Below are 24,645 nucleotides of genomic sequence, written 5' to 3'. Positions count from 1 at the left end.
TATCATGCTTGGCATGATTACCTAAGCATTATATATTACACACAGCAATGAAAATTTCATCACTTGAGCGAATGTATTACTCTCATTTACTTTTTAAGTCCGTCTGTAAACTGTCTTGTAAATAACTGCAGTAAACTAATTACACGAGAGTATTGCATTCTCGTAGGACCTAAAATTGCAATTGTTCCAAGTTGCTCTTCTCCAATCGAATACGTTGCAGAAATCAAACTGCAATCCTCCATTGCCGTAGAAGAATTTTCTCTACCAATTTTCACTTGAATTCCGACTTGTTTATGACGCAAAATGTCATAAAACGCAGCCTCATTATCAATCATCGTCAGCAAAGATCTTACTTTATGAATGTCATGGAACTCCGGTTGCGAAAGCATATTCGCTTTCCCTCCAAAGTATATCTTTTCCGATAACGGAACTTGAAATGTACCATCTAACATTTTTATCGCACTATCGTAATTATGAACATACCCACGTAAAACTGTAACAATCTCTTTAAAGATTTTATTATGAAGTTCTGCCATCGGTACACCAGATAGCTTTTCATTTAAAATGTTAACCATTTTTTCTAAATCTGATAAATCAACAGATTCCGGAACGGTAATCGTTTTACTTTGTACATGCCCTGTATCCGTTACAATAATAGCGACTGCTGTTTGACGATCAAGCGGCACAATTTGTACGTTTTTAAGTTTATTTGTGCTTAACTTAGGCCCTAGAACAATCGCCGTATAGCTCGTAAGCTCTGATAAAATTTGAGCAGATTGCTGTGCAACTTTTTCTGCTTCAAAAATTCTTTCAGCAAATAAATCTTTAATTTGTACAATTTCATCGTTCGGTAAGTTTTGCGGCGCTAAAAGATGGTCTACATAAAATCGGTATCCTTTCTCAGAAGGAACCCGTCCAGAAGAACTATGTGTTTTTTCAATAAAACCTAATTCTTCTAAATCAGCCATTTCATTTCGAATAGTAGCTGAACTAAATGTGATTTCTTCTTTTTTAGCCAACGTTCTAGACCCAACGGGCTGCGCTGATCCAATAAAGTCATCAATAATTGTTTGTAAAATTAAGAGCTGACGTTCCGTAAGCATCTCATCATCACCTCTGTTAGCACTCTTTGTCTTCGAGTGCTAAATCTATTAATAACTTACCAAAATTGACATTCAATTGTCAACGGAAACGTCACGAAATAATGAAAATTTTTCACGTTTATGAAACATTTAATTAGTCAATCAAAAATGACTGGAACACTTCATTCCCTAATAATTTCCCTTTTCGTGTTAAACGCACATATCCATCTCTTTCTTCAAGCAACCCTTGTTCTTGATTGCCTTGTAACTGCTTCGCGAAAACTTGATCCATCTCCATATTGAATTTCTTTTGGAATGCTATTTTAGAAACACCTTTTGTTTTTCGAAGTCCTAAAAACAACTCTTCTTCCATTTTTTCCTTCTCAGTCACTTCATGAACATCTAAATACGGAAATCCTGTTTCATCAATTTTCGTAAAATACTGCTTGAGCGGTCCTACATTTTGAATACGTTCTCCATTTACATAACTATGCGCTCCAGCTCCAAATCCATAGTACTCTTCATTATTCCAGTATGTGAGATTATGTCTACTTTCATTATCACCTTTTGAGAAATTACTAATTTCATACTGGTTATAACCGTGTTTCTCCATTTCATCCATTACCATTTCGTACATTTTCGCTTCATGGTCTTCACCTGGGAGTCTTAATTTCCCTTTATTCATTAAGTTATAAAACACTGTTTTCGGTTCCACAATTAATGAATATGCTGAGAAATGTTGCACACCGAGCGTAAAGGCAATGTCTAACGTTTCTTTTACATCTTCTATCGTCTGCCCTGGCAGGGCATAAATTATGTCTACATTAATATTTGTAAAGCCAACTTCCTGCGCTTCTCGAATTGCTACAAACGCATCCTCCCTCGTATGCTTGCGCCCGATTTTCTCAAGCAGTTCATCACGAAACGTTTGTACACCAAAACTAATTCTGTTCACGCCACCTTCTAACAGTAAGTTCAACTTCTCTTTCGGTAAGTCCCCTGGATTCGCTTCAAAAGTTAATTCACAATTCGGAGCAAATGGACGCAAACGACGATTAATGATATCGAGCAATTTTTTTGTCTGTTCCATATTTAATGCTGTCGGCGTTCCTCCACCAACAAAAATCGTTTTCATACTATCAAACGGTACTTTTTGAACCGTATTTATTATTTCTTTCTCTAAGTACTCTAAATATTGATCTACCGGTTGGCGTTCAATAAACACTTTATTAAAATCACAATAGTGACAAATATGCTGACAAAACGGAATATGAATATATGCAGCTTGTACCAAATATAACTCCTACCTTTCTAAAAAGAAAACCTCCGCACTCCGGAGGGTTCTCTACTTCTCTAACGTATTACGGATTTGTTCCATTCGCATTTTTCCCCAATCATACATCATTTCAACGATTGGTAAAAGTGACATGCCTAGTTCCGTCATATAATACTCAACACGAGGAGGAATTTCGGGATATACTGTTCGATCAACAATCCCATCCTCAATTAACTCTTTTAATTGGTTCGACAAAACTTTATGAGAAATACTTGGAAATAACCGTTGTAATTCGCTAAAACGATGAGGCCCTTCCACACCAAGATGCCACAGTATCACAACTTTCCACTTTCCACTAATAATAGAAAGCGTCAATTCTTTTTCACAATTAAAATTACCATTTTGTAGTTTCTCTTGAATATCTTTTCGAATATTTTCAGACATTAATAATCTCCTAACTCTGTATGAACTAAAAAGCTCTCTCACTATTGTAAATGAGAGATACTAAGATGTCTAAAAAGTAATGATACAGAAAAAAAGAAGCCGCATAAACGACTCCTTCTTTATTTTATATTAGTTGTCATCCATTTTCAGTACAGCCATGAATGCCTCTTGCGGTACTTCTACAGAACCAACAGACTTCATACGTTTTTTACCTTCTTTTTGTTTATCAAGAAGTTTACGCTTACGAGAAATGTCACCACCGTAACATTTTGCAAGTACGTTTTTACGCATCGCCTTAATTGTAGAACGTGCTACAACCTTGTTTCCGATAGTAGCTTGAATTGGCACTTCGAACTGTTGTCTTGGAATCAATTCTTTTAATTTCTCTACGATTACTTTACCACGGTCATACGCTGAATCACGGTGCACAATGAATGATAAAGCATCCACTTGTTCATTATTTAAAAGAATATCCATTTTCACAAGTTTAGACGGTTTATAACCAATTAACTCGTAGTCAAATGATGCATATCCTTTCGTATTTGATTTCAATTGATCGAAGAAGTCATATACGATTTCTGATAACGGGATTTCATATGTTAATGTAACACGCGTTTCATCTAAATATTGCATATCAATAAACGTTCCACGTTTACCTTGGCAAATTTCCATTACAGCTCCAACATAGTCATTCGGAACCATAATTGAAGCTTTCACAAACGGCTCTTCTACACGATCGATAGACTGTGGATCTGGCATATTAGATGGATTATCAACAATAACATCTTCACCGTTTGTTAAATAAACTTTATAAATAACGCTTGGCGCTGTTGTAATTAAGTCAATCTTAAATTCACGTTCAATACGTTCTTGAATGATTTCCATGTGAAGTAAACCTAAGAATCCACAACGGAAACCAAATCCTAGCGCTTGAGATGTTTCTGGTTCAAACTCAAGAGCAGAATCGTTTAACTCTAATTTTTCTAACGCATCACGTAAATCGTTATAACGAGCAGAATCAATTGGATACAGCCCACAGAATACCATCGGGTTTAATTTACGATAACCTGGTAACGCCTCTGCAGCCGGACGTTTCGCATGTGTAATCGTATCACCAACACGTGTATCACCTACGTTTTTAATAGATGCTGCTAAGAAACCTACATCACCTACAGTTAACTCATCACGCTGCGTTGTTTTCGGTGTAAATACACCTACTTCTGTTACTTCAAACTCTTTACCAGTTGCCATCATACGTACTTTATCGCCAACTTTTACCGTTCCGTTTACAACACGGATATATGCAATTACACCACGATATGGATCATATAAGGAATCGAAAATCATACATTGTAACGGCTCTTCTGAATCACCCGTCGGAGCTGGTACTTTTTCAACGATTTGTTCTAAAATGTCCTCAATACCAATGCCTGCTTTTGCCGAAGCAAGTACAGCTTCCGATGCATCTAAACCGATTACATCTTCTACCTCTTGACGTACGCGTTCTGGATCCGCACTTGGTAAGTCGATTTTATTAATAACTGGTAAGATTTCTAAATTATTATCAAGCGCTAAATATACGTTTGCTAATGTTTGCGCCTCAATCCCTTGCGCTGCATCAACAACAAGAATTGCACCTTCACAAGCCGCTAAACTACGAGATACTTCGTACGTAAAATCGACGTGTCCTGGCGTATCGATCAAGTGAAGAATATACTCTTCACCGTCTTTCGCTTTATACGTTAATTGTACTGCATTTAATTTAATTGTAATACCGCGCTCACGCTCTAAATCCATAGAGTCAAGCAACTGAGCTTTCATTTCGCGCTGTGTTAACGCGTTTGTTTTCTCCAAAATACGGTCTGCCAACGTTGATTTCCCGTGGTCAATGTGAGCAATGATGGAGAAGTTACGAATTTTGGACTGTCTTTTTGCTCTTTCTTCTTTATTCATCTATGTTCTCAACTCCTAATAGTCTCGCCAATATACACTAGCACTGATTATATCAATAGAGCAGCAAAGATTCAATGAAAACTCGTGCTGCTTACAAGACAAATCATTCTATCTATATCTTATGCGAACAAACCATAAGAGACAAACCTTTTTCAAATTAAAAAACGGCTGTCGTACAAAACGATAAGACAACCGTTCTTCCTGCTACTCTTAGCTAAAAATCTCTTTCACTTTCCCAACAACTATATCCGTTCCAAACTTTGTTATTTCATAAGCAACACTTGCTATCGCCATACCAATTCCTTCTACGACATTAAAACTTCTTAAACTTTCTAATTGTTTTTGTTTCTCAATAGTTGAAAACGAACTTCCCAAAATTTCTGATTCAGCACTCGCACCCTCTGTCCCTGTCATATGAGCTATTTGTTCATACGACAGCTGCTGATAACCTTTCATACTTTTCAAACCATGATTAGCAAGCGCAACTCCTGCTATCATCATAAATAAACATAAAACTGCACTACATATACACAGAAGTGCAAAACGACTTAAACTATCATCGTCTCTCCCCCTCAATGTGTATATGCTCCTGTATTATCTTGGTCAATTTGATGATGCAGCGCTGCATTTAACCCACTCGCTATTACATTTGCCATATCCTCTATAAAAGCATCTACTTCTTTTGGGGTCACCATTAAATTATGACCGAGAGGAGACAGTACTTCATAGATCAATTTTCTTTTTTCTTCTTCTTCCAACGTACCAATAGCACCTAAAAACATATTCCGACTTTTTTCATCCGGCATATCTTCTTCTGTTAATTTTTTCTTTTCTCCGAATGAAAATCCCGCTGGTAATAAAGACCGTGACGGCTTATGTCCCTCTTTCATCTCTCTTCCAAAGTGCTTCAAAATAAAATCGATCGTATCACTCGTAATAGAAACTGCGTCTACTACAGTTGGAACACCAATCGCAATAACAGGGATTCCTAATGTTTCTTTACTTAGCTCCTTACGTTTATTCCCAACACCAGATCCAGGATGAATCCCTGTATCCGAAATTTGTATCGTACTATTTACACGTTCAATAGAGCGTGCAGCTAACGCATCAATTGCAATTACAAAGTCTGGCTTCGTCTTCTCAATGATTCCATAAATAACATCGCTCGTTTCAATTCCTGTAATTCCCATTACTCCCGGACGAATTGCACTAACAGGCCTAAAACCTTCTTCTACACTTTCAGGCTGCAATTGAAACAAATGTCTCGTTACCAATACGTTTTCTACAACTATCGGTCCAAGTGCATCCGGTGTTACATTCCAATTCCCAAGACCAACAATTAAACAGCTCGCTTCTTTTGTAACGCCAACCTCTTCTAAGAAATAAGAAAATTCTTTCGCAAAAATACGCTCTACCTTTTGTTGCAGTTCCGTATCTTGTTGACGTATACCTTGCACTTCAAGCGTTAAATAATTTCCAGGTTTTTTACCCATCGATTCAGATGCAACTTCATCAATTGTGACTTTTGTAATTGTAATACCCTCTTCTTCCCTCTCTTTTACAACAACTCCTTGTACCCCTTTTTGTTCTTCTTGGCGTTCTTGCAACATTTGATGCGCTTCTACAGCAAGGTCAGTTCTAACACTATATTTACTTAAATCTAATGGTTCTTTCATCGTATCTCCTCCGTAATTCATAGTAAATATCGTTAGATTTCCCAAAGTTATATAAGGTCATTCTTTCCTTTACGTGAAATTTCATTGATATACTATTGCAATTCTCTTCACCGTTTGATAGAATATCACTTGTTCTATGTTAAGAATCGAGTCATTCGATTGCACCAGGGAGGTGAAAAGTATGGCAAACATCAAATCTGCTATCAAACGCGCTAAACTTAGCGAAGAGCGTCGTGCACATAACGCTTCTATCAAGTCTGACATGCGTTCTGCTGTTAAAACTGTAGAAGCTTTAGTTACTAATAACGATCTTGAAAATGCTAAAGAAGCTTTCAAAACTGCTTCTAAAAAACTTGACAAAGCAGCTCGTAAAGGTCTTATCCACCAAAACGCTGCAGCTCGTCAAAAATCTCGCTTAGCGAAACAAGTAAACGCGTAAGGCGTTTAAAAAACGATCCATTTGGATCGTTTTTTTATATACAAAAAAGTTCACGTAACAAGTACATGAACTTTTTTGTATCACTACATATGATTTAGCCGCAGCAGGAAAAACTCAAGCACAAGTTTCTTATCCATTTTCCCCGTCTTCATACTATAATCAGCTTCCGCTAATTCTATAATAACTTTTTTTAATTCTTCAAAAGAGAAAAACTTCGTTTGATTCATCGCCAACTTTACACGATACGGATGTACACCAATATGAGACGCGATTTGATTTTGTCCGTAACCACGTTGTTGCAACTCTTTCACTTGATGCAGCAAGCGGAATTGACTCACTAATAACGCAAGCAATTTAATCGGTTCTTCCTGCTGCGTAAATAATCCATCTAAAATTTGCATTGCACCCGCAATATCCTTTTTCACTACTTTTTCTGTCAAAGCAAATACATTTTGCTCCACAGACTTCGGCACAAGCTCTGTAACAAGTTTTGGTGTAATCTCTCCGCCCATACCAACGTATAACGTTAACTTGTCCATTTCCTTCGCCAACATCGTTACATTACTTCCCACAAGCTCTAATAACAAACTAACAGCTGCATTATCAATATGCACATGCACTTCATCAGCACGAGCACCAATCCATTTCTGAACATCTTGCACTTGCATCGCATTCGCTTCTACTACATCCGCTGTTTTCTTTAATAGTTTTGTAATTTTTTTTCGTTCATCGAGTTTTTCGTAAGGCGCAACAAAAACAAGAATAGAAAATGGAGAAGGTTCACCAATATATTCTTCTAAAATTTTTATATTTTGTTCTAACTTTTCTTTTTGTGAAGTTAAAAAAAGTGGTGATTTCATTAATAGTACTTTCCGTTCACCAAAAAAAGGAAGTGTACGCGCATCCTCAACCACATCTTCTAAATACGATTCTTCCAAATCGTATGTCACAACATTAAATTCTCGATCTTCCTCTTCAAGTGCTTCTGTTGTAATAAGCTTTATCGTTTCATTTATAAAAAACGCTTCCGTTCCATACAGTAAATATAACGGAGCAAACTGCTTCTTTTTAATTTTTTTATGTATATCACTCATACTTTTTTCCTACTCCCTAACTTGGCAATATATATTTATACTAATGCCCTAGCTTTTGTTTTACAAGTACAAAGGAACAGGCTTTACAACCCGCCCCTTTATTTATATTAAACGCCACGCAATAAGTCCCGGGTTTCTTATTGGTGTGCGGTAATCACCTTCCCTTTATTATTCACAATAAAAATCCGAGTATAAGTGCCAACTCTTAACATGCTTGGAAACGAAAAACTCATGTCACTTAACGAACTAGAAAGTAGTAAAAATACTCGGTTCCTCTTCATATGGAAATTGTAGATTTTTTTCTGACAATATTTTATACTAAAGTGGAATGTTGGGGAGGGATTCTAAATGAATGATTTTGAACAAAATGTTCAAAGTAAACGCAATGACGCTATTGATTCAGGGGTAGGATTTATCGTCTCATTTGGTTTTTTCGCAACACTTTTCATTATTGCAACTGTTATTAAATTCATCGGTTCTTAAAGGCTGCCATTTCATGGCAGTCTTCTCTTTTTCATCTATTATGTATTTCATCATATGTGATTTTACTTTTAAAGGTTCCGGTTTCCCCTTTAAAAACATAGGAAATAGCACCTTGTTTATCCGTTCGCCATACTTCAGTACCCATCTTCTCAAAACGCTCTATCACCTCCTTATCCGGATGTCCATACCTATTCCGTTCTCCCACAGAAACAATCGCTATACTAGGCTGTATAAGCCTCAAAAAAGGTGCTGTAGATGACGTTTTACTCCCATGATGCGCAACTTTTAAAACATCCGCCCGTAAATATGGATATGTCGATGCTAAAAGTTCCTCTCCCTCTTCTTCTAAATCACCTGTAAACAGCCATGTTAATCCTCCTAATTTGGCCCACATTACAATTGAAGAGTTATTTTCACTTTTTTCTTTCCCTTTCGGAGCTAGTATAAAAAATTCCGCTCCATTTATACTCCAACACTCCCCTTCTTCCGCTATACTTATTTTCACTTCTTTTTCTAATGCCTTTTTCTTTAACACCTTTTCTAATACTGTCTCTTGTTTCTTTTGACCAAATACAACTTCTTTTACAGTTATATACGATAATAAATCTGATGCGGCACCTATATGATCCGCATCTCCATGCGTTATGATTAATTTATCAATTGTTTTCACACCTTCCTTTTGCAAAAAAGGAACAAGAATATCGTGACCAACAGAAAATTCATGCTTTTTCCGTTGCCATTCTTCTTTATTTATCCGAAGTGTTCCACCTGTATCAATAAGATAAACCCCTTTATCATATGGAAGTCGAATTAATATTGCATCACCTTGTCCAACATCAATAAATGTCACACTCCCACTCTCGCGAAAATACGGGTATACATAATGACACGTGCTAATAAAAAGAAATCCACTCATGACTATGAATACAATTTTTTTCGGCAGCCCTCTTTCCAAGACGATCAATATACTAACAATCATCACACAATATACAACTATAAGAAGTATAGATGTTTGCCCGAAAACAAGGCGGGGAAACGGTAAGCTTTCACAATAACTTAGTAAATTATTAGAAATAATTAAACCTACTGACAGTATATTTGCAAGTCCTTTTGCGAGAAATGGGATAATTGGTATAAATACCAGAATAATAATACTACATGGTAATACAAGTATAGATAAAAATGGAACGTATATGAGGTTGAGGAAAATACTATATGGAGAAAAATAACCAAAATGATATAACAAAATCGGGGTACTAACGAGCTGCGAGATAATAGAAATATAAATAGCATTTCGAATTACTCCATTACTATGCCTTAGTAGTATCGGAGCAGATAAAATTAAAGCGAAACTACCTACAAATGAAAATTGAAATCCTATATTAAAAACAAGATATGGGTCGTATATAAGCATACATATAGCCGTTATACTTAAGGCATCTAAACTAGATAAGCGAACAGAACAAATGAAAGCAACCAACAATAAAACACCTGTTATAGAAGCTCTTATAACAGACGGTGATGCGCCTGCTATAATCATGTACACTGGAATACAAACAATTAGAAATACTGTCGCCATCTCCTTCGTCACACCACTTCTCAGTAAAACAAAGTAAACTATCACCATTAACAGAACAATATGCGACCCTGAAATCGCCAATAAATGCACAAGACCAAATTGCTGATACTGTTCTTCAACTTCAAACGTCATTTGTTGTCGGTCACCAAATAATAATGCATTCATAAAAGCACCTGATTGCTCTGGAAACATTTCTGTAACTTTAAAGATTATGTGCTGCCTATAAAAAAGAATCCATTGCACAAATGATAATGATGTTTTTTGGCACTCAGAAATATATGTAGCATGGAATATAAAATGAATATTTTGTTTATATAAATAATCTCGGTAATCAAAACCATGAAAATTCCGAGCAGTTTGCGGTTCTTTCCTCTCACCTTTGAATACACAGGATACTCCCGCATATAATTGTTGTAATTGTTTCTTTTCCAAGGCTGATTTCATTTTGTAACTTAACTGCACTGTATTTTTATTCTGATCTTCAAATTGAAAAGATAGGCGATCCCCATTAATAAGAGGTGTATTTTGTATCACCCCTCTTGTAGCTTCATAGGGCTCCCCTAGAGGCTTATTTTGTCCTTGAACATACGAAGTGTACATAGCACCACTAAAACACGCTATCATACAAAAAATGAAGGTTTTACGCGAAGTACGATATAAACAGAAGAAAACATATAAAACGAAACAACAAGCAATCCATAAAAATGACAAGGAAAAGGCGATTGCAATCCCCATTATAAAAGAGATTGCAATATAGCCCCATTGTTCATGCAACTTATACTCACTCCTTATAGCATCATTTTTGCTTTCGTGAATACATGCTGTAATTCTTCCATTGATAAATTATCTTTTTCGAAAGACGCAAATAATTCTTTTAACTCCGTATAACGTTTTTGCTCCTCTAATGCAGCAATATCATATTCTAGTGGAACGTGCTTCACTGTTACATTCGCTTGTTCAAATAACTCTATGGCGTATGGATGATTTTTATAATCCTGCGCATAATAAACCGCTGTAATACCACTTTGAATAATTGCCTTACAACATTGTAAACAAGGGAAATGCGTAACGTAAATTTCTGCTTCCTCTGTTTTCGCACCAAACTTGGCACATTGTAATAAAGCATTCATTTCTGCATGAATTGTACGAACACAATGATTATCAATGACATAGCATCCATCATCGATACAATGCACCCCACCTTTAATTGAACCATTATAGCCGCCAGCAATAATCCGCTTGTCACGAACGATTGTTGCCCCTACTGCAAGTCTTGTACATGTACTACGTAAAGATAACAAATGACTTTGCGTCATAAAATATTGATCCCACGAAATTCGTTCCATATTTTTCACCTTCTTTTTTGTCTACTTGTAGTGTAGCGAATGAAGAAAAACTTCGTCAATCTTTTACGGAATAATAATTTGATCTTTTATTTTTTCCAAAGACTTCACACCAATCCCATCAATCTTTAATAAATCTTCTATTTTCTGAAACGGACCATGTTCCTCTCGATATTTCAAAATACTTTCCGCTTTTCGAGAGCCAATGCCTGTGATTTTTTCAAGTTGCTCTTTAGAAGCTGCATTTATTTGAACTTTCCCTTCCCCCTTTGAAGAGGTAGCCAAATCTTGCACTTGCTCATTTTTATTGGGTACATAAAGAATCATTTGGTCTTGTACAATTTGTGCTAAATTCACCTTCTTTATATCTGCCTCGGGCAAAAAACCACCCGCCTTTTCAACGGCATCCTTGAACCGGTCCCCTTCTTTCATTTCATACACCCCCTCTTTAACAACGGCCCCTTTCATATCAATTAGTATTTTTTTCTGTTCCTTTGCATCTAATATTTTCGGTTTACTTTTTTTCTCTACATCTTTCGCCTGAACATCCGTTGCAATGACCGATCGCTCTGTATGCTGGTTTGTTTTCCAGAAAAAAAGAAAAAGTACAGTTACAATAATAACTACTAACCCCAACCATTTTTTCGGAAAATCCCACATCATTTTACACCTCTAATCATAAATTTATAACATCATTCATATTGTTTAGGAGAAAGCTGTTACGAAGGAGGGATGAAACATTGAACATAGGAATTATAGGGACAGGAAACATGGGGAACATACTAATCGATGCATTTTTAGAGACCCGTGCTGTCAAACCTTCGTGCCTTACAATCATTAATCGGACGCCTGCCAAAGCATATCATATAAAAGAAAAATACCCTTCTATTCATATAGCCAAAACAATCCCAGAAGTACTCGAACAATCACAACTTATTTTTATTTGCGTTAAACCAAAAGATATATACCCTATCCTACAAAAATATGCTGAACATTTTTCTGATGAAAAGTGCTTAGTTTCTATCACAAGTCCAATATCTCCATCACAATTAGAGACACTTGTACCTTGCCACGTCGCACGTATCATTCCGAGCATTACAAACCGCGCCCTATCTGGCGCATCATTATTTACATTTGGAAGTAAATGCTCTGAAGAGTGGCAACAAAAACTACTTCGGCTATTCAAAAAAATTTCTACTCCACTTGTAATAGAAGAAGATATAACGCGCGTTTCATCTGATATAGCAAGCTGCGGCCCTGCATTCTTTAGTTATTTATTACAATGTTTCATTAACGCTGCTGTAGATAAAACAAATATTACACATGAAGAAGCTACTACTTTAGTAAGTGAAATGGTCGTTGGAATGGGGAAATTACTTGAAAAAGAGATTTTCACATTACCTACCTTACAAGAAAAGGTATGTGTCAAAGGCGGCGTTACAGGAGAAGGTATTCTAGTTTTAGAAGAACATGTTGGAGATATGTTTCATAAATTAATCGAACGGACACACGAGAAGTTTGATGAAGATTTAAAATGCGTTGATCAGCAATTCAATAAACACACATAATAAATACGCCATCGCCATTCCAAATCCTTTTTATTAATACGTATCTTTTTTATGCTACATTTTCACTAAAACTAGCATTTTTGTACTTTACATGTATCATCTTTTTAATATTCTAGAAATGAAATCAAATCTTTTCTAAAAAACAAAAGCAACCTTATCGGTTGCTTTTGTTTTATCCATTCTTCTTCGCCATAAAAAAGATGCGCTCTGTTTGTTCTGTCACTTCAATTCGTTCAAAGTCTCCTGTGACGCGAAGCACTGTAAATCCAGCCGCTTCAAGCCATTTCGTTAATTCTTCAACCGAATATGCTCGTTGCACGTGACATTCATCAAAACGATGATATACATCTTCTTCTGGATCTTGTACAAAGAATGTCAAATCATGTTCCACACTATTGGATTCTTCTCCAGGGAAACAGTTCCAAATAAGTGATATTTCCTCGCCATTCACTGTATATGTTTCATTTTGAAATACGTGATGTATTTTATATAAAGAGTGTACGTCGAATAAAAACAAGCCATCTTGACGTAAATGATGGAAGACTCTTCTAAACGTTTCTTGCACTCCATCTTCTTGCAATACATAGTTTAACGAATCACAAAAGATTGTTACACAATCAAATTCACCAGGAACATCAAGCTCTCTCATATCCTGTTGGTAAAAAGGAAGAAAATAACCTTCTCCTCCTAATTTCTGCTGTGCGACAGTTAACATTTCTTCTGAAAGATCGACACCAGTTAAATCATAACCTTTTCGCATAAGCGGTAGTGTTACGTTACCAGTTCCACATGCTACATCAAGAATTTTTGCCTCTTTCATGCCCGCATGCTGCAAACTTTCCTCTGTGAACTCTACCCATTTATCATACGGGACATCATTCATCAGTTCGTCATACAGTAATGCAAATTGTTCGTATTTCATTGATCTAACTCTTCAGTAATATCTTCACGTGGTACATCGCCCCATAGACGCTCTAAATTGTAGTGATCACGCTCATCTTTATGGAATACATGAGCAACCACATCACCAAGGTCTACTAACACCCAACGAGCCTCATCAAAACCTTCCATACGTTGTACATTAATTTCGAATTCATGTGCCTTCGCTTTAATTTCACGCGCAATTGCTTGCACCTGTTTATCAGAGTTTCCGTGACAAATAATGAAATAGTCTGCAATTGGTGAAATCCCTTGCATATTTAGTACAACCATATCTTCTGCTCTCTTATCATCAGCTGCTTTTGCTGCTAATACTAATAAATCTTTATCTTTCATTTAATAATTTCCTCCTTGATAACTGCATTGTATGTTTGGAATGTTAATGGATAAATCGTTTGATCTTTTTCCATTAAAAATTGAATTGTTCGCTTTAAAGCAAACAGTAACGCTTGATTTATATCTTTATATGCGAGTTTTCTCGCTTCTTCTACACCAGGAAACTTACGCCCCGGCTCAATGTAATCCGCTACATAAATCACTTTATCTAACATCGTCATTTTCTCATGACCACTTGTATGGTATGTAATAGCTTGCAAAATTTCAGGATCCGTAATGCCTACTTCTTTTTCTACTAAGTATGCCCCAACAGGTGCATGCCATAACTCTTTGTTATAGTGAAGTAGATCCTTCGGCAAACCTTCCCTCTTAATAATCTCTTCCATTTCTGAAATCGCTCTACATTTTGCATAATCATGAAAGATAGCAGCTGTTTCTGCCTTTTTCTCATCTACATCATATAAACGAGCCAGTTCAATCGCTGTTTCCATTACACCTATTGTGTGTACATAACGCTTTTCATGCATTTGTTGTTTGACAATATGAAGTGCTTCCTCACGATTCATACAACCCATTCCTCTCGATATATACCTGTACTTTTTCCGGAAGTAAATATTTGCACGTTTTCTTCTCCATATACCTCTCACGTAACAAAGAAGAAGAAACTGCAAACTCTGGAATTTCCACTTTTACAATATTATAAGGCGTATGCAATGTATAACCTGGTCTCGTAACTCCAACGAAAGTTACAAGTGTAAGTAACTTTTCAATGTTATACCACTTTGGCAAATACTCAACCATATCTCCACCAATAATAAAGTGGAACTGCACATCCGGATACTTTTCCGTTAATTGTAACATAGTGTCATACGTATAAGATGGGCCTTCTCTGTTTAGCTCTTCTAAACAAATTGAAAAGTATGATTCTTCCTCAGTCGCAAGCTCTAACATCTTTAAACGACTTTCTACACTTGTAATATTCCGCCCTTGTTTATGTGGCGGAATTTGATTTGGCAGGAACCATACTTCTTCCAAGTCCAAAGCGTGATATACTTCATTTGCAATTAGCAAATGCCCATAATGAGGCGGATCAAATGTACCGCCAATGATGCCAATTTTTCTCAAAAGAAACGCCCCTTCCTTTTACATACAGCAACTCTCTTCCTATCAATTCGAAGAGAGTTCACTGTTAATAAAAGTTCAATTGGTTTCGCTCTCTACATCATTAAGCACTAGCAATAAAAGTACCGCATGCTAATCTTTTTATCGAGGAAGCTTAATTTGTTTATTTTCTCTTGATTCTTTATATAAAACAATTGTGCTTCCAATTACTTGAACGATTTCAGCACGTGCACCTTGTGCAAGTTCTTCTGCAACTTCACGACGATCGAATTCACAATTTTGTAGCACGCTCACTTTAAATAATTCACGAACCTCTAATGCTTCTCCAATTTGTTTCACCATATTTTCATTTACGCCGCCTTTTCCAACCTGAAAAATTGGTGTTAAATGATGTGCCTGTGCACGTAAAAATCTTTTTTGTTTTCCTGTTAACATATAATTAGCCTCCAAGCTTTCTCATTACTAATTGTTTCATTCTATCAATATTTGGCACGCGTCCTGTCCACATTTCAAATGCAAGTGCTCCTTGATAAACAAACATATCAATACCATTTTGAATGATTGCACCTTGCTCTTTTGCCTCACATAAAATTTTCGTTTCAAATGGATTATAAATTATATCTGATACAATTGTTCCTTCTTTTAACGAACAAATTTGTAATGGCGTATGTTCGACATGCGGATGCATACCTCTTGTTGTCGTCTGAATGATAATATCATAATTCCCTTGTTCTTCTGTCGCTTTTTCTAACGATAAAGCAACAGAATGAACATCAGCCGCACATGCAGCAATAAGTTCTTTCGCCTTATCGACTGTACGATTTGCTACATCAATTTCTTTCACACCTACATCAGCAAGAGAAAAATAAATAGCTCGGCTAGCACCACCAGCGCCAAGTAATAAAATACGTTTCTCTTGAAGTGGTTCACTACTAATTGACTGTAAGGCTCGGACAAAACCGATTCCATCTGTATTGTAGCCAATTAATTTTCCATCCTTATGAACCACTGTATTTACTGCACCAATTTGCCTTGCTAGTGGGTCAATCTCATCCAAATAATCCATAATAGCAACTTTGTGCGGAGTTGTTACATTAAATCCTGAAATACCTAACGCTTTTAAACCTCTTACTGCTTCCCCTAGCCCTTCTTCTACAAGAAACGCATGATAATGGGCATCCATATTCAAGTGTTCAAATGCATCGTTATGCATAACGGGCGATAATGAATGTCCAATTGGATTTCCGATTACACCATATAATTGTTTCATAAATCCCTCTCCATATTAAATTAAAGATTTACGCAATGAAACACTTACTCCTTTTGGTACGTGAGCAACAATTTTTGCTCCTGATTCGTTTACAGTAACCCATCCTAATCCAGAGAATACAACGTCCGTTTTCGGTTCACGAATATTAAACTCGTATTTCACCAGCTCAGGCATATTTTCTAATTCTTCTGGTGTTGGCGGGCTTAGTAAATCTCCAGCATGATTTTTATACAATTCATCTGCTTTCTCAAGCTTTGTACGATGAATTGTTAAACGATTTGAGAAGTGACAAGTAAACGCACGACGACCACCACTTACATAATCAAAGCGTGCCAATCCACTAAAGAATAATGTTTGTTCCTCATTTAATTGGAATACCATCGGCTTAATTTCTTTTGTTGGTGTAATAAGCTTTAAGCTTTCCTTTCCAACATAATGAGCCATTTGATGGTGGTTAATAATACCTGGCGTATCATATAAAGAAGATTCTTCGTCTAATGGAATATCAATTAAGTCAAGTGTTGTTCCTGGGAAATGAGATGTTGTAATTACATTTTCAGTCTCATCACTAAATTCTTTAATCATACGATTAATAAATGTAGATTTTCCTACATTCGTACATCCAACAACGTAAACATCTTTGCCGTCGCGATAATACTCAATAGCATCCGCTAATTCAGCAATCCCTTGTCCCTTCGCTGCACTAATTAAAAAGACATCCTCTGGCTTTAATCCTAACTGCTTTGCACTATAGCGCATCCAATGCTTTACTTTATCATGTTTTACTGACTTAGGAATTAAATCCGCCTTATTTCCTACAAGTAATACTTTATTATTTCCTACGAAACGATGTAAGCCAGGTAACCAGCTACCATTAAAATCAAAAATATCTACAATCTTGACTACTAATGCATCCGACTTTCCAATTCCATTTAGAATGCGTAGGAAGTCATCATCTGTTAGCGATACATCTTGAATTTCATTGTAATGTTTCAAGCGAAAACAGCGTTGACAAATCACTTGCTCTTTTTCTAAAGATGAGGCAGGCGCATACCCAACTTCATTTTTATTTTCTGTTTGAATTTCTACACCGCAACCAATACATTTAATTGTTTCAGTCAAACTTTATTCCTCCCAGTTAATTAAACCTTTTTTCTTCATATTTTTCATAATTCTTCGTTCAATTTTTCGATTAAAGCGAGTCACCAATCCATCCGTTTGCGCAACTGGCACAACTAAGATTGTATGAAGTCCTACACGATTTCCACCAAGCACATCTGTAAGCAACTGATCCCCAATTACTACAACTTCATCCGGCTGCAGGTGCATCTCTTGTATCGCACGCTTAAATGCACGAACAAATGGTTTACGTGCACTATGAATAAATGGAATATTTAATGGATCAGCAAAGTCTTTCACACGTTGCTCATTATTATTCGAAACGACCGTTACTTGAATGCCTTGCTCTTTCATTTTTAAAAACCACTCTTCAAGTTGCGGCGTTGCATTTGGACGATCCCATTCAATTAACGTGTTATCTAAATCAGTAATAACTCCTTTAATTCCACGTTTTTTCAAATCTTCTGGTTGAACATGATATACATTTTTCACATATTCATTTGGTAAAAATAATTTCAATTTCTTTCACCTCTTTGAGGATTTTTCGTAAAATTTTTCGACAACATTTTTCGATATACAACCTGTGGATAAAATTGTACACACTTTCCACATTAATTTTTCAGTCAATTTGGAATTTACTAACAATCTATACACAATTTATCCACTGTGGTATGTGGATAACCACTTGTTTGTGACTGTCATATTTTTTTGGTACATTAAATGCAACAACGAATCAATCCTTATATTATTAGGAGGTGACTCACCTTGAAAACAAAACATATGGAACAGTTATCTACTGAGTTACTCACTGAGTCTTATTATAAAGCAAAAGAACTAAAATTAAATCCCGACTTCATTTTACTTATAAAACAAGAAATTATTAGACGCTCATTAGAGGACAAGCTTGCCAAATCTTCTTGAGTACATATAGATTACTAATAACCTGTAAAAAGAGCCATCCTACGATGGCTCTCGAATAAACAAGTACTCCCATCTAGGGGATTTCATCATTAAGCATCTTTGTCCATAACTCTTATTTACGATTATAAAATCTTCTCTTTACTTGTGAGTTAATCGAGTAGCAATTTTTTCACCGAGACGAAGTTCTTGTCCGCTCTTCAAATTCTGCACTACTTCTATCATATCTTTTTCAAACAATAATACAACTGTTGAACCAAATGTAAAGTATGCCATTTCTTCACCTTTTTGAACAGTACTTCTTTCATGCAAAAGCTCAATACTATTAACAAACATAGCCCCTACTTTTACAAGTGCCATATGTTCGCCGTCACTATTCACTTCTGTAACAGAACGATAATTTTTTGACAGTGGTTCTTTACCGTATTCCATACCAGCTGCATTTACCGGATATGATTTTCTACCGAGTACAAATCTTTCAGTCACAGCCCCAGAAAGTGGACTATGAATGCGATGATAATGACTTGGACTCAAATAAATGACCATGTATGTACCGCCTGCATATCGCTTTGCACGTTCTTCATTACCTAGCATATCCACAATTGAATAACGCTTACCTTTAATATCAAATGTTTTTGTATCCTCAATAGGACCGTGGTCAGCAAAAACACCATCAACAGGGCTAACGATACTCGATGTATCTGTATCAATACTACGCTTTCCTTCTTTTAGCCTACGCGTAAATAAATCATGCAATGTTCTATATTCCTTCAAACCCTTTTCCATCTCATCTTGATTAATTTGAAAAATTTTCGCATATGATGGAATTATGATGGAGCTCAAACGAGATTGTGCAAATTTACGTAATATATAAGAAGTAAAGCGACCATTTGTAAGTTCTATCATAAGTCGATATAATGTACGTCGCAAATTGCGAAACCTCCTAACCAGTCTATAACTTTAGTTTTCCCTTATTTTCTTTCTATATCATATGTAAAACTGGTTCTTATTCCCACATATCATATAGAACTTTTCATTATGCAAATCGAAAACTAAGTTAAGTATGGTATTATTCTTAAATTGTTTAGCACCCTCTAATATTACAGATAGAATCCGCCATTTTCAACAGTGAACATGTATTTCTTCTTAATACAACTCGTTTTCTTTCCTTATTTACAAAAAGAAAAGCAGCCCATTTTAAAATTTGGCTGCTTGCAATGTATATTATTCTTTCGCTTTTTTCTCTTTCTCTGCTCTTACAAATTCATGGAACATTTTCATTAACGCACGCTTTTCAATTCTTGATACGTAGCTCCTTGAAATACCAAGTGCCTTCGCAATCTCCCGCTGCGTTTTCTCCTTATCAAGCCCAAGTCCAAAACGCTTTACGATAACTTCTTTCTCTCGTTCGTCTAAAATATCGATATACTCTTTAATCTTTTCTAACTCCATACTAAGCTGAATCATATCAATTACATCTTCAGACTCAGATTTTAATATATCAATAAGCGATATTTCATTCCCCTCTTTATCTTGCCCGATCGGATCATGAAGTGAAACGTCTTTTTTCGTTTTCTTTAGTACACGTAAATGCATCAAAATTTCGTTTTCAATACAGCGTGCTGCATACGTCGCAAGCTTTGTTCCTTTCCCTGCTGAATAACTCTCAATTGCTTTAATGAGCCCAATTGTACCAATTGAAATTAAATCTTCTGCATCTTCTCCTGTGTTTTCAAATTTTTTAACGATATGAGCTACAAGCCGTAAATTATGTTCAATTAAAAGATTTCTCGCTTGAGCATCACCTTGCTCCATTAACTCTAAGTACTTTCTCTCATCATCTGATGATAACGGCTGCGGGAACGCATTGTTCTTCACATAAGAAACAAAGACAAACACTTCTCGAACCATATATCCAATTGCGGCGAATAGACTCAAACCTTTCACCTCCGCCAAAATAGTGGTCTTTATTATGTGTATGTGGGCGTGAGGTTGTTTGTGTCTGTACGATATCATTCCAATATGTTTTTACGCATAATATTTGTCTCAAAAAGCTTTGCTACGTATACTTAAACAAAAGATTGGAGAGTGGAATATGAAACATTTCATTACCCTCTTGTTCATAAGTAGCTTGTAAGAGATGAACTCCTTGTACGCTCTTGCAAGCTACTTGTACTACAAGGAGAGATTATACAAATATGAAATTTGAAAGAACACGTGCTTATACAAGGCACCAACGTCAGCCTACGATGCGCCGAAAGATGATTATCGTAAAACATGCATGGGGACATACACCTAAAACAGCTGGTATTTTTGCAAAAGGAAAAATTCACTGTTCCTGTGGAATGTGCACAACAAAGTGGAGAACAGAAGGACCACCTGCTAGTGTACAAAAGTGGTTATACAAAATCGATATATACGAAGAATAAATCGTTATTTCTAAAAAAAGGTCTTCTCTCGAAGACCTTTTCCTTATTCACTCCAAATTTTCTCCCCAGTATGCGCATCAATATAACGAATTTCTCGACTACAATCGAAGGATTCTTTATGATTTTCATCCGTTGTTTGTTTATACAGTAGTACGTAGTTCGTTTCCTCTACATCATTTTCTAAAAACCATTCTAAATTAACTCGCATGGCCCCTCTGTATATTTCTAGCGCTTTTTCTTTTGTTATTTTTATTGTTGTTTCATATGTAAGTAATTCTTTTATAAAGTTGCTAGACTCTCCGGAGTAGTGCATCACAGCACCATTTTCTGCATTGATATTGACCCTAAATTGGTTATACTCTGCTGGAATACCATTCACATATACGGAAAAGGTAAACCTTTCAATCCCATCTTCTGCTTCTTCACGTTCTTCCCAAAGACGTAGATATTGTGTGACATCTGGAATAACTTGTTCCAAAAATTGAAGTGCTTTTTGTATGCATTCCTCTCTAGACAGTATTTGTTTTGCTACTTTATCATCTGTCAGTTTTATAAAACCAGTTAATTCATTGGTAGATTTATCAATCATAATGCCAACAAAATTATTATATTTTAACATCGGTAAATGCTTTTTAAAAAATTCGTTCATTAAATATGGATTCTTTTCTTCTTTCTGTTTCTGTAATTCCTCTTTCGGAACAAATTTCATCCTTATTTCATAATCATTTTCCTTCTCAGCTACTTTTGTAAAATTTTCTTTATCCCAATCAAACAAATCGAATATATCATCTTGTCGAATACCTTTTTTCGGGTTTTCAACAGCTACAGTTAGAGGCAATTTATAATGATCTGGTCCAAACAAATCTTTACCTGTACTTGCATCAATAAACGCATGACTAGGTTCTGGTTCATATACGAGATGATACCCTTTTACTTCCTCACCATTTTCATATTTACATGAAGAATGTGTTAAATCTACAAATACAAGTCTCATATCTTGTCTAGCTTTCAGATTTTCTAAAACGACGTTCTCCTCAACAATTTCACTTGGCCATAACGGTTTTTTCTCAATAGCTTTTTGTCCATTATAACGAAAATGTACAACATTGCCTGAAGGATGAACTCGCACAACACACCCTGCATTCGGTAATGGGTAACCATTCACTTCTTGCATATAATTTACTTCTTTCCACCCACGCCTGTCATCCTTAACCGTTATATATGTATAAAACTCATATCCTTCTTTTGTATATTTTTTTAAGAATGCATTTGCAATCTCTCTTGCTTTATTCTCATCTATCGCTTCCTTACCATTCAAAAAATAAATTTCATCATTTATACTAAATTCAATTAAATTACCAGTATGTCTATTCAACGTAATTTGTATCGTTCTCTCCTCATCCTCTTTATGCTCCCACCATACTAGATGATATGGGTCATCCACACCTTCTTGATCATCTACAACAAGCCTATATTCATCTGGAATGTCAATCATATGAGCCACTTGCTCTTTTCTTTCTTTATCTTTTTGATTCATCATACCTCTCCTCACATTACAATTTAAGGTAATTATAACAAACAAAGCCAAAACTTATTAATAAAAAAAGACTAGAGAAATCTCTAGTCTTCTACTTCGTTTCACGATGTAACGTTACTCGCTTTAATCGTGGACAATATTTTTTTAGTTCGATGCGCTCGGGATTGTTTCGTTTATTTTTTTTAGAAATGTAATTACGATCACCGCACTCGGTACAAGCTAATGTAATATTTACACGCATATGTAATTCTCCTCTCTTTCAAAGATTGCAAATAAAACGTAATGATTACGATTTATATGTTATATAACTTTATTCTATTTGTCAATTGCACAACAAAAGGATTCTAAATAGAACCCTTTTGTTTTTAGTAATCTATCATTTTGATTAAAACGATTCGTATGTAACAAACTCGCTAATTGGCTTTCGATATCCTCTAGGACGAATTTTAGTAGTATCACTTTTCCCTATCGTAACCATTAAAACAGGTACTATATGCACTGGCATATTCAACTCATTTTGTACTGCTTTTTCATCAAAACCAATCATTGGACACGTATCATAGCCGTAATATTTAGCAGCGTACATAAAAGTCATTGCGCTTAACGAAGCATTTCTAATCGCTTCCTCTTCCATGAAGCGCGCTCCTTTTCCTTCATATAACCCTTTCGTTTGCCTAATTGTATCTTCATATTCACATTCATCAATCATTTTTAAAACCTTCATACCAAAATAAATATTTTCAACATTTTGATACGCTCTCTTATCACCACAAACAAGCACTACAGCAGATGCACTCGCTACTTTATATTGTCCGAAAGCTAAATCTTTTAATTTTTCTTTTCGCTCTTGATCACGAATTACGACATAATGTGCATGTTGCAAATTATAACAAGAGGGGGAAAGCTTTGTTAACTCAAATATTTTTTTAAAATCCTCATCAGGGATTTCTATGCCTTGTATAAATTTCATTGCGGAACGCCTAGCAATTGCCAATTCTTCAAAGTTCACCATATATCCTCCTTAATAACCGTAAATTTAAATATACATTAATTTATACAAATGAATAAATCAAATTAAAACACTTTAAATTACAAATAATAATTATGATTTACAAAAAAAAGACAAAAAGCTGAAACAATTAGTTCATACGAAATTCACATGAATCTATTACTATAGAAGTTGTACATAGTGAATTTATTAACAATCACGTTTACTCATATAGAATCTCACTCGAAAGGAGTTGAAAGTATGAAAACTAAATATCGTTTTATGATCTCATCATTTGCTGCTTGCGCTTATATGATTTGGTATTTAGTATAAATAACAACCTCACTTGTAAATAGGAAAAGGTGTGTATATAAATGGAATATAATCAATCAACAGTTAACTACTGGAAAGCTTTTGTATTACCGTATACATTTGCTTTAGAAGAGTTAAAAACAAAATTTGAAATTATGAACCGGGAAGCTCAATTTTTAGAGGATTACAACCCGTTTGAACATATAAAAACTAGACTAAAACAACCTGAAAGTATTATAAAAAAGCTAGAGCGAAAAAACTTATTGCCAACAATTGAAAATGCTCAAACAAATTTGCAAGATATCATTGGTATTCGTATTACATGTTGCTTCGTAGAAGACATCTATCATTTAAAAGAAGTAATTCAAAAGCGTGAGGATATGGAAGTCATAGAAGTAAAAGATTATATCGCTAACCCAAAAGGAAACGGATATAAAAGTTTACACATGATTATTAAGTATCCCTTATCACTAAATTCTGGTACAAAAGATGTATTTGCAGAAATTCAGTTACGTACACTTGCAATGGACTTTTGGGCAAGTTTAGAACATAAACTTTATTATAAATATGAAGGAAATATACCTGAATATTTAAAAGATGAACTACATGATGCAGCAATGAAAGCTGAAGATCTTGATAATAAAATGGCAACCATTCGCCAAGATATTGATGACATTGAAGCATGCTCAAATCAAATTCTGTTACCACTATAAAAAGGTTCTCTTCAAGGAGAACCTT

At 35.5% G+C, this 24,645-nt stretch carries 29 protein-coding genes; 6 read left to right on the top strand and 23 right to left on the bottom strand.

Annotation, left to right across the window (positions count from 1 at the left end; genetic code table 11):
- Positions 1-86 precede the first annotated feature (86 nt).
- From hrcA to gpr, 6 genes are all read right to left on the bottom strand, one after another.
- Positions 87-1,103 carry a heat-inducible transcriptional repressor HrcA gene (gene hrcA, locus JDS95_RS21580; RefSeq protein WP_000954961.1) on the bottom strand — a complete coding sequence of 339 codons (1,017 nt, stop codon included), beginning with the start codon at positions 1,101-1,103 and terminating at the stop codon, positions 87-89.
- A gap of 133 nt (positions 1,104-1,236) precedes the next feature.
- Complete coding sequence (gene hemW, locus JDS95_RS21575; protein ID WP_000249445.1) at positions 1,237-2,376, bottom strand: radical SAM family heme chaperone HemW; 1,140 nt, start codon at positions 2,374-2,376, stop codon at positions 1,237-1,239.
- A gap of 51 nt (positions 2,377-2,427) precedes the next feature.
- Positions 2,428-2,802: a winged helix-turn-helix transcriptional regulator gene (locus tag JDS95_RS21570; RefSeq protein ID WP_199690777.1), complete on the bottom strand. Its 375-nt coding sequence runs from the start codon at positions 2,800-2,802 to the stop codon at positions 2,428-2,430.
- Between the two features lie 129 nt (positions 2,803-2,931).
- A complete protein-coding gene (gene lepA, locus JDS95_RS21565; protein WP_001030961.1) occupies positions 2,932-4,755 on the bottom strand; it encodes an elongation factor 4 in 1,824 nt (607 codons plus the stop codon).
- 210 nt (positions 4,756-4,965) lie between these two features.
- Entirely contained in the window at positions 4,966-5,331 is a 366-nt protein-coding gene (locus JDS95_RS21560; protein WP_001214891.1) for a YqxA family protein, read from the bottom strand.
- Positions 5,328-6,431: a GPR endopeptidase gene (gene gpr / locus JDS95_RS21555; protein WP_000662636.1), complete on the bottom strand. Its 1,104-nt coding sequence runs from the start codon at positions 6,429-6,431 to the stop codon at positions 5,328-5,330. The genes JDS95_RS21560 and gpr overlap by 4 nt, the downstream gene beginning before the upstream one ends.
- Before the next feature lie 181 nt (positions 6,432-6,612).
- On the opposite strand from gpr, the gene rpsT reads away from it, so the two are divergent.
- Positions 6,613-6,870, top strand: coding sequence for a 30S ribosomal protein S20 (gene rpsT / locus JDS95_RS21550; RefSeq protein WP_001274011.1), 258 nt, complete (start codon positions 6,613-6,615; stop codon positions 6,868-6,870).
- Between the two features lie 83 nt (positions 6,871-6,953).
- Here rpsT and holA read toward each other — a convergent pair whose 3' ends face one another.
- A complete protein-coding gene (gene holA / locus JDS95_RS21545; protein ID WP_001279927.1) occupies positions 6,954-7,964 on the bottom strand; it encodes a DNA polymerase III subunit delta in 1,011 nt (336 codons plus the stop codon).
- 348 nt (positions 7,965-8,312) lie between these two features.
- On the opposite strand from holA, the gene JDS95_RS21540 reads away from it, so the two are divergent.
- Positions 8,313-8,447 (top strand): YqzM family protein, encoded by a 135-nt coding sequence (locus JDS95_RS21540; RefSeq protein WP_000997609.1) that lies wholly within the window; start codon positions 8,313-8,315, stop codon positions 8,445-8,447.
- A gap of 31 nt (positions 8,448-8,478) precedes the next feature.
- Here JDS95_RS21540 and JDS95_RS21535 read toward each other — a convergent pair whose 3' ends face one another.
- The 3 genes from JDS95_RS21535 to JDS95_RS21525 all read right to left on the bottom strand — a co-directional run bounded on the left by JDS95_RS21535 (position 8,479) and on the right by JDS95_RS21525 (position 12,032).
- Positions 8,479-10,800, bottom strand: a complete 2,322-nt coding sequence (locus tag JDS95_RS21535; protein ID WP_033660816.1) for a DNA internalization-related competence protein ComEC/Rec2 — start codon at positions 10,798-10,800, stop codon at positions 8,479-8,481.
- Positions 10,801-10,814: 14 nt separating this feature from the next.
- Complete coding sequence (locus tag JDS95_RS21530; RefSeq protein ID WP_000439772.1) at positions 10,815-11,372, bottom strand: ComE operon protein 2; 558 nt, start codon at positions 11,370-11,372, stop codon at positions 10,815-10,817.
- 63 nt (positions 11,373-11,435) lie between these two features.
- Positions 11,436-12,032 carry a helix-hairpin-helix domain-containing protein gene (locus JDS95_RS21525; protein ID WP_000989947.1) on the bottom strand — a complete coding sequence of 199 codons (597 nt, stop codon included), beginning with the start codon at positions 12,030-12,032 and terminating at the stop codon, positions 11,436-11,438.
- 77 nt (positions 12,033-12,109) lie between these two features.
- Between JDS95_RS21525 and comER the strand changes: the two genes are divergently transcribed.
- Positions 12,110-12,937, top strand: coding sequence for a late competence protein ComER (comER, locus tag JDS95_RS21520; protein ID WP_001020544.1), 828 nt, complete (start codon positions 12,110-12,112; stop codon positions 12,935-12,937).
- 172 nt (positions 12,938-13,109) lie between these two features.
- Here comER and JDS95_RS21515 read toward each other — a convergent pair whose 3' ends face one another.
- From JDS95_RS21515 to JDS95_RS21480, 8 genes are all read right to left on the bottom strand, one after another.
- Positions 13,110-13,859, bottom strand: coding sequence for a class I SAM-dependent methyltransferase (locus JDS95_RS21515; RefSeq protein ID WP_000873060.1), 750 nt, complete (start codon positions 13,857-13,859; stop codon positions 13,110-13,112).
- Positions 13,856-14,212, bottom strand: a complete 357-nt coding sequence (gene rsfS / locus JDS95_RS21510; RefSeq protein WP_000653199.1) for a ribosome silencing factor — start codon at positions 14,210-14,212, stop codon at positions 13,856-13,858. Before rsfS ends, JDS95_RS21515 begins: the two co-directional genes overlap by 4 nt.
- A complete protein-coding gene (yqeK, locus tag JDS95_RS21505; protein WP_001078252.1) occupies positions 14,209-14,778 on the bottom strand; it encodes a bis(5'-nucleosyl)-tetraphosphatase (symmetrical) YqeK in 570 nt (189 codons plus the stop codon). The genes rsfS and yqeK overlap by 4 nt, the downstream gene beginning before the upstream one ends.
- Positions 14,768-15,337, bottom strand: coding sequence for a nicotinate-nucleotide adenylyltransferase (locus JDS95_RS21500; RefSeq protein ID WP_001226035.1), 570 nt, complete (start codon positions 15,335-15,337; stop codon positions 14,768-14,770). Before JDS95_RS21500 ends, yqeK begins: the two co-directional genes overlap by 11 nt.
- Positions 15,338-15,475: 138 nt before the next feature.
- Positions 15,476-15,769, bottom strand: a complete 294-nt coding sequence (yhbY, locus tag JDS95_RS21495; RefSeq protein ID WP_000955228.1) for a ribosome assembly RNA-binding protein YhbY — start codon at positions 15,767-15,769, stop codon at positions 15,476-15,478.
- Between the two features lie 4 nt (positions 15,770-15,773).
- On the bottom strand, positions 15,774-16,604 hold the full coding sequence (aroE, locus tag JDS95_RS21490) for a shikimate dehydrogenase (protein ID WP_000812081.1): 831 nt from the start codon (positions 16,602-16,604) through the stop codon (positions 15,774-15,776).
- Positions 16,605-16,619: 15 nt separating this feature from the next.
- Positions 16,620-17,726: a ribosome biogenesis GTPase YqeH gene (gene yqeH / locus JDS95_RS21485; RefSeq protein ID WP_000140798.1), complete on the bottom strand. Its 1,107-nt coding sequence runs from the start codon at positions 17,724-17,726 to the stop codon at positions 16,620-16,622.
- 3 nt (positions 17,727-17,729) lie between these two features.
- Entirely contained in the window at positions 17,730-18,242 is a 513-nt protein-coding gene (locus JDS95_RS21480) for a YqeG family HAD IIIA-type phosphatase (protein WP_000765312.1), read from the bottom strand.
- A gap of 246 nt (positions 18,243-18,488) precedes the next feature.
- Between JDS95_RS21480 and sda the strand changes: the two genes are divergently transcribed.
- Positions 18,489-18,644 (top strand): sporulation histidine kinase inhibitor Sda, encoded by a 156-nt coding sequence (gene sda, locus JDS95_RS21475; RefSeq protein ID WP_000850093.1) that lies wholly within the window; start codon positions 18,489-18,491, stop codon positions 18,642-18,644.
- Between the two features lie 138 nt (positions 18,645-18,782).
- On the opposite strand, the gene JDS95_RS21470 is transcribed toward sda, so the two are convergent.
- Both JDS95_RS21470 and sigK read right to left on the bottom strand, forming a co-directional pair.
- Positions 18,783-19,571 carry a phosphatidylserine decarboxylase gene (locus JDS95_RS21470; RefSeq protein ID WP_001254982.1) on the bottom strand — a complete coding sequence of 263 codons (789 nt, stop codon included), beginning with the start codon at positions 19,569-19,571 and terminating at the stop codon, positions 18,783-18,785.
- 294 nt (positions 19,572-19,865) lie between these two features.
- Entirely contained in the window at positions 19,866-20,579 is a 714-nt protein-coding gene (sigK, locus tag JDS95_RS21465; RefSeq protein ID WP_000051382.1) for an RNA polymerase sporulation sigma factor SigK, read from the bottom strand.
- A gap of 260 nt (positions 20,580-20,839) precedes the next feature.
- Here sigK and JDS95_RS21460 point away from each other — a divergent pair, with 260 nt between their 5' ends.
- Positions 20,840-21,070 carry a hypothetical protein gene (locus tag JDS95_RS21460; protein ID WP_085450586.1) on the top strand — a complete coding sequence of 77 codons (231 nt, stop codon included), beginning with the start codon at positions 20,840-20,842 and terminating at the stop codon, positions 21,068-21,070.
- Between the two features lie 43 nt (positions 21,071-21,113).
- Here the strand turns inward: JDS95_RS21460 and JDS95_RS21455 are convergent, their stop codons facing one another.
- The 3 genes from JDS95_RS21455 to JDS95_RS21445 all read right to left on the bottom strand — a co-directional run bounded on the left by JDS95_RS21455 (position 21,114) and on the right by JDS95_RS21445 (position 23,619).
- The gene (locus JDS95_RS21455) at positions 21,114-22,610 is read right to left on the bottom strand and encodes a YcdB/YcdC domain-containing protein (RefSeq protein WP_139823517.1); all 1,497 of its coding nucleotides are present in this window, start codon (positions 22,608-22,610) and stop codon (positions 21,114-21,116) included.
- Positions 22,611-22,698: 88 nt separating this feature from the next.
- Complete coding sequence (gene rpmG, locus JDS95_RS21450; protein WP_001265617.1) at positions 22,699-22,848, bottom strand: 50S ribosomal protein L33; 150 nt, start codon at positions 22,846-22,848, stop codon at positions 22,699-22,701.
- Positions 22,849-22,992: 144 nt separating this feature from the next.
- Positions 22,993-23,619, bottom strand: coding sequence for a nitroreductase family protein (locus tag JDS95_RS21445; protein WP_000245975.1), 627 nt, complete (start codon positions 23,617-23,619; stop codon positions 22,993-22,995).
- A 350-nt stretch (positions 23,620-23,969) separates the two neighbouring features.
- Between JDS95_RS21445 and JDS95_RS21440 the strand changes: the two genes are divergently transcribed.
- On the top strand, positions 23,970-24,620 hold the full coding sequence (locus JDS95_RS21440) for a GTP pyrophosphokinase (RefSeq protein ID WP_000456209.1): 651 nt from the start codon (positions 23,970-23,972) through the stop codon (positions 24,618-24,620).
- The last annotated feature ends 25 nt before the right edge of the window (positions 24,621-24,645 follow it).

It is taken from the genome of Bacillus cereus group sp. N24 (assembly GCF_016483345.1).
GTDB lineage: Bacteria > Bacillota > Bacilli > Bacillales > Bacillaceae_G > Bacillus_A > Bacillus_A toyonensis.
This window is presented reverse-complemented; position numbering and strand designations above follow the sequence as displayed.

Coding starts and splice junctions, on each gene's coding strand:
- hrcA (WP_000954961.1), bottom strand. CDS start 1,103: ATGCTTACGGAACGTCAGCTCTTAATTTTACAAACAATTATTGATGAC.
- JDS95_RS21570 (WP_199690777.1), bottom strand. CDS start 2,802: ATGTCTGAAAATATTCGAAAAGATATTCAAGAGAAACTACAAAATGGT.
- lepA (WP_001030961.1), bottom strand. CDS start 4,755: ATGAATAAAGAAGAAAGAGCAAAAAGACAGTCCAAAATTCGTAACTTC.
- gpr (WP_000662636.1), bottom strand. CDS start 6,431: ATGAAAGAACCATTAGATTTAAGTAAATATAGTGTTAGAACTGACCTT.
- rpsT (WP_001274011.1), top strand. CDS start 6,613: ATGGCAAACATCAAATCTGCTATCAAACGCGCTAAACTTAGCGAAGAG.
- holA (WP_001279927.1), bottom strand. CDS start 7,964: ATGAGTGATATACATAAAAAAATTAAAAAGAAGCAGTTTGCTCCGTTA.
- JDS95_RS21540 (WP_000997609.1), top strand. CDS start 8,313: ATGAATGATTTTGAACAAAATGTTCAAAGTAAACGCAATGACGCTATT.
- JDS95_RS21530 (WP_000439772.1), bottom strand. CDS start 11,372: ATGGAACGAATTTCGTGGGATCAATATTTTATGACGCAAAGTCATTTG.
- JDS95_RS21525 (WP_000989947.1), bottom strand. CDS start 12,032: ATGATGTGGGATTTTCCGAAAAAATGGTTGGGGTTAGTAGTTATTATT.
- JDS95_RS21515 (WP_000873060.1), bottom strand. CDS start 13,859: ATGAAATACGAACAATTTGCATTACTGTATGACGAACTGATGAATGAT.
- rsfS (WP_000653199.1), bottom strand. CDS start 14,212: ATGAAAGATAAAGATTTATTAGTATTAGCAGCAAAAGCAGCTGATGAT.
- yqeK (WP_001078252.1), bottom strand. CDS start 14,778: ATGAATCGTGAGGAAGCACTTCATATTGTCAAACAACAAATGCATGAA.
- yhbY (WP_000955228.1), bottom strand. CDS start 15,769: ATGTTAACAGGAAAACAAAAAAGATTTTTACGTGCACAGGCACATCAT.
- aroE (WP_000812081.1), bottom strand. CDS start 16,604: ATGAAACAATTATATGGTGTAATCGGAAATCCAATTGGACATTCATTA.
- JDS95_RS21460 (WP_085450586.1), top strand. CDS start 20,840: ATGAAATTTGAAAGAACACGTGCTTATACAAGGCACCAACGTCAGCCT.
- JDS95_RS21455 (WP_139823517.1), bottom strand. CDS start 22,610: ATGATGAATCAAAAAGATAAAGAAAGAAAAGAGCAAGTGGCTCATATG.
- rpmG (WP_001265617.1), bottom strand. CDS start 22,848: ATGCGTGTAAATATTACATTAGCTTGTACCGAGTGCGGTGATCGTAAT.
- JDS95_RS21445 (WP_000245975.1), bottom strand. CDS start 23,619: ATGGTGAACTTTGAAGAATTGGCAATTGCTAGGCGTTCCGCAATGAAA.
- JDS95_RS21440 (WP_000456209.1), top strand. CDS start 23,970: ATGGAATATAATCAATCAACAGTTAACTACTGGAAAGCTTTTGTATTA.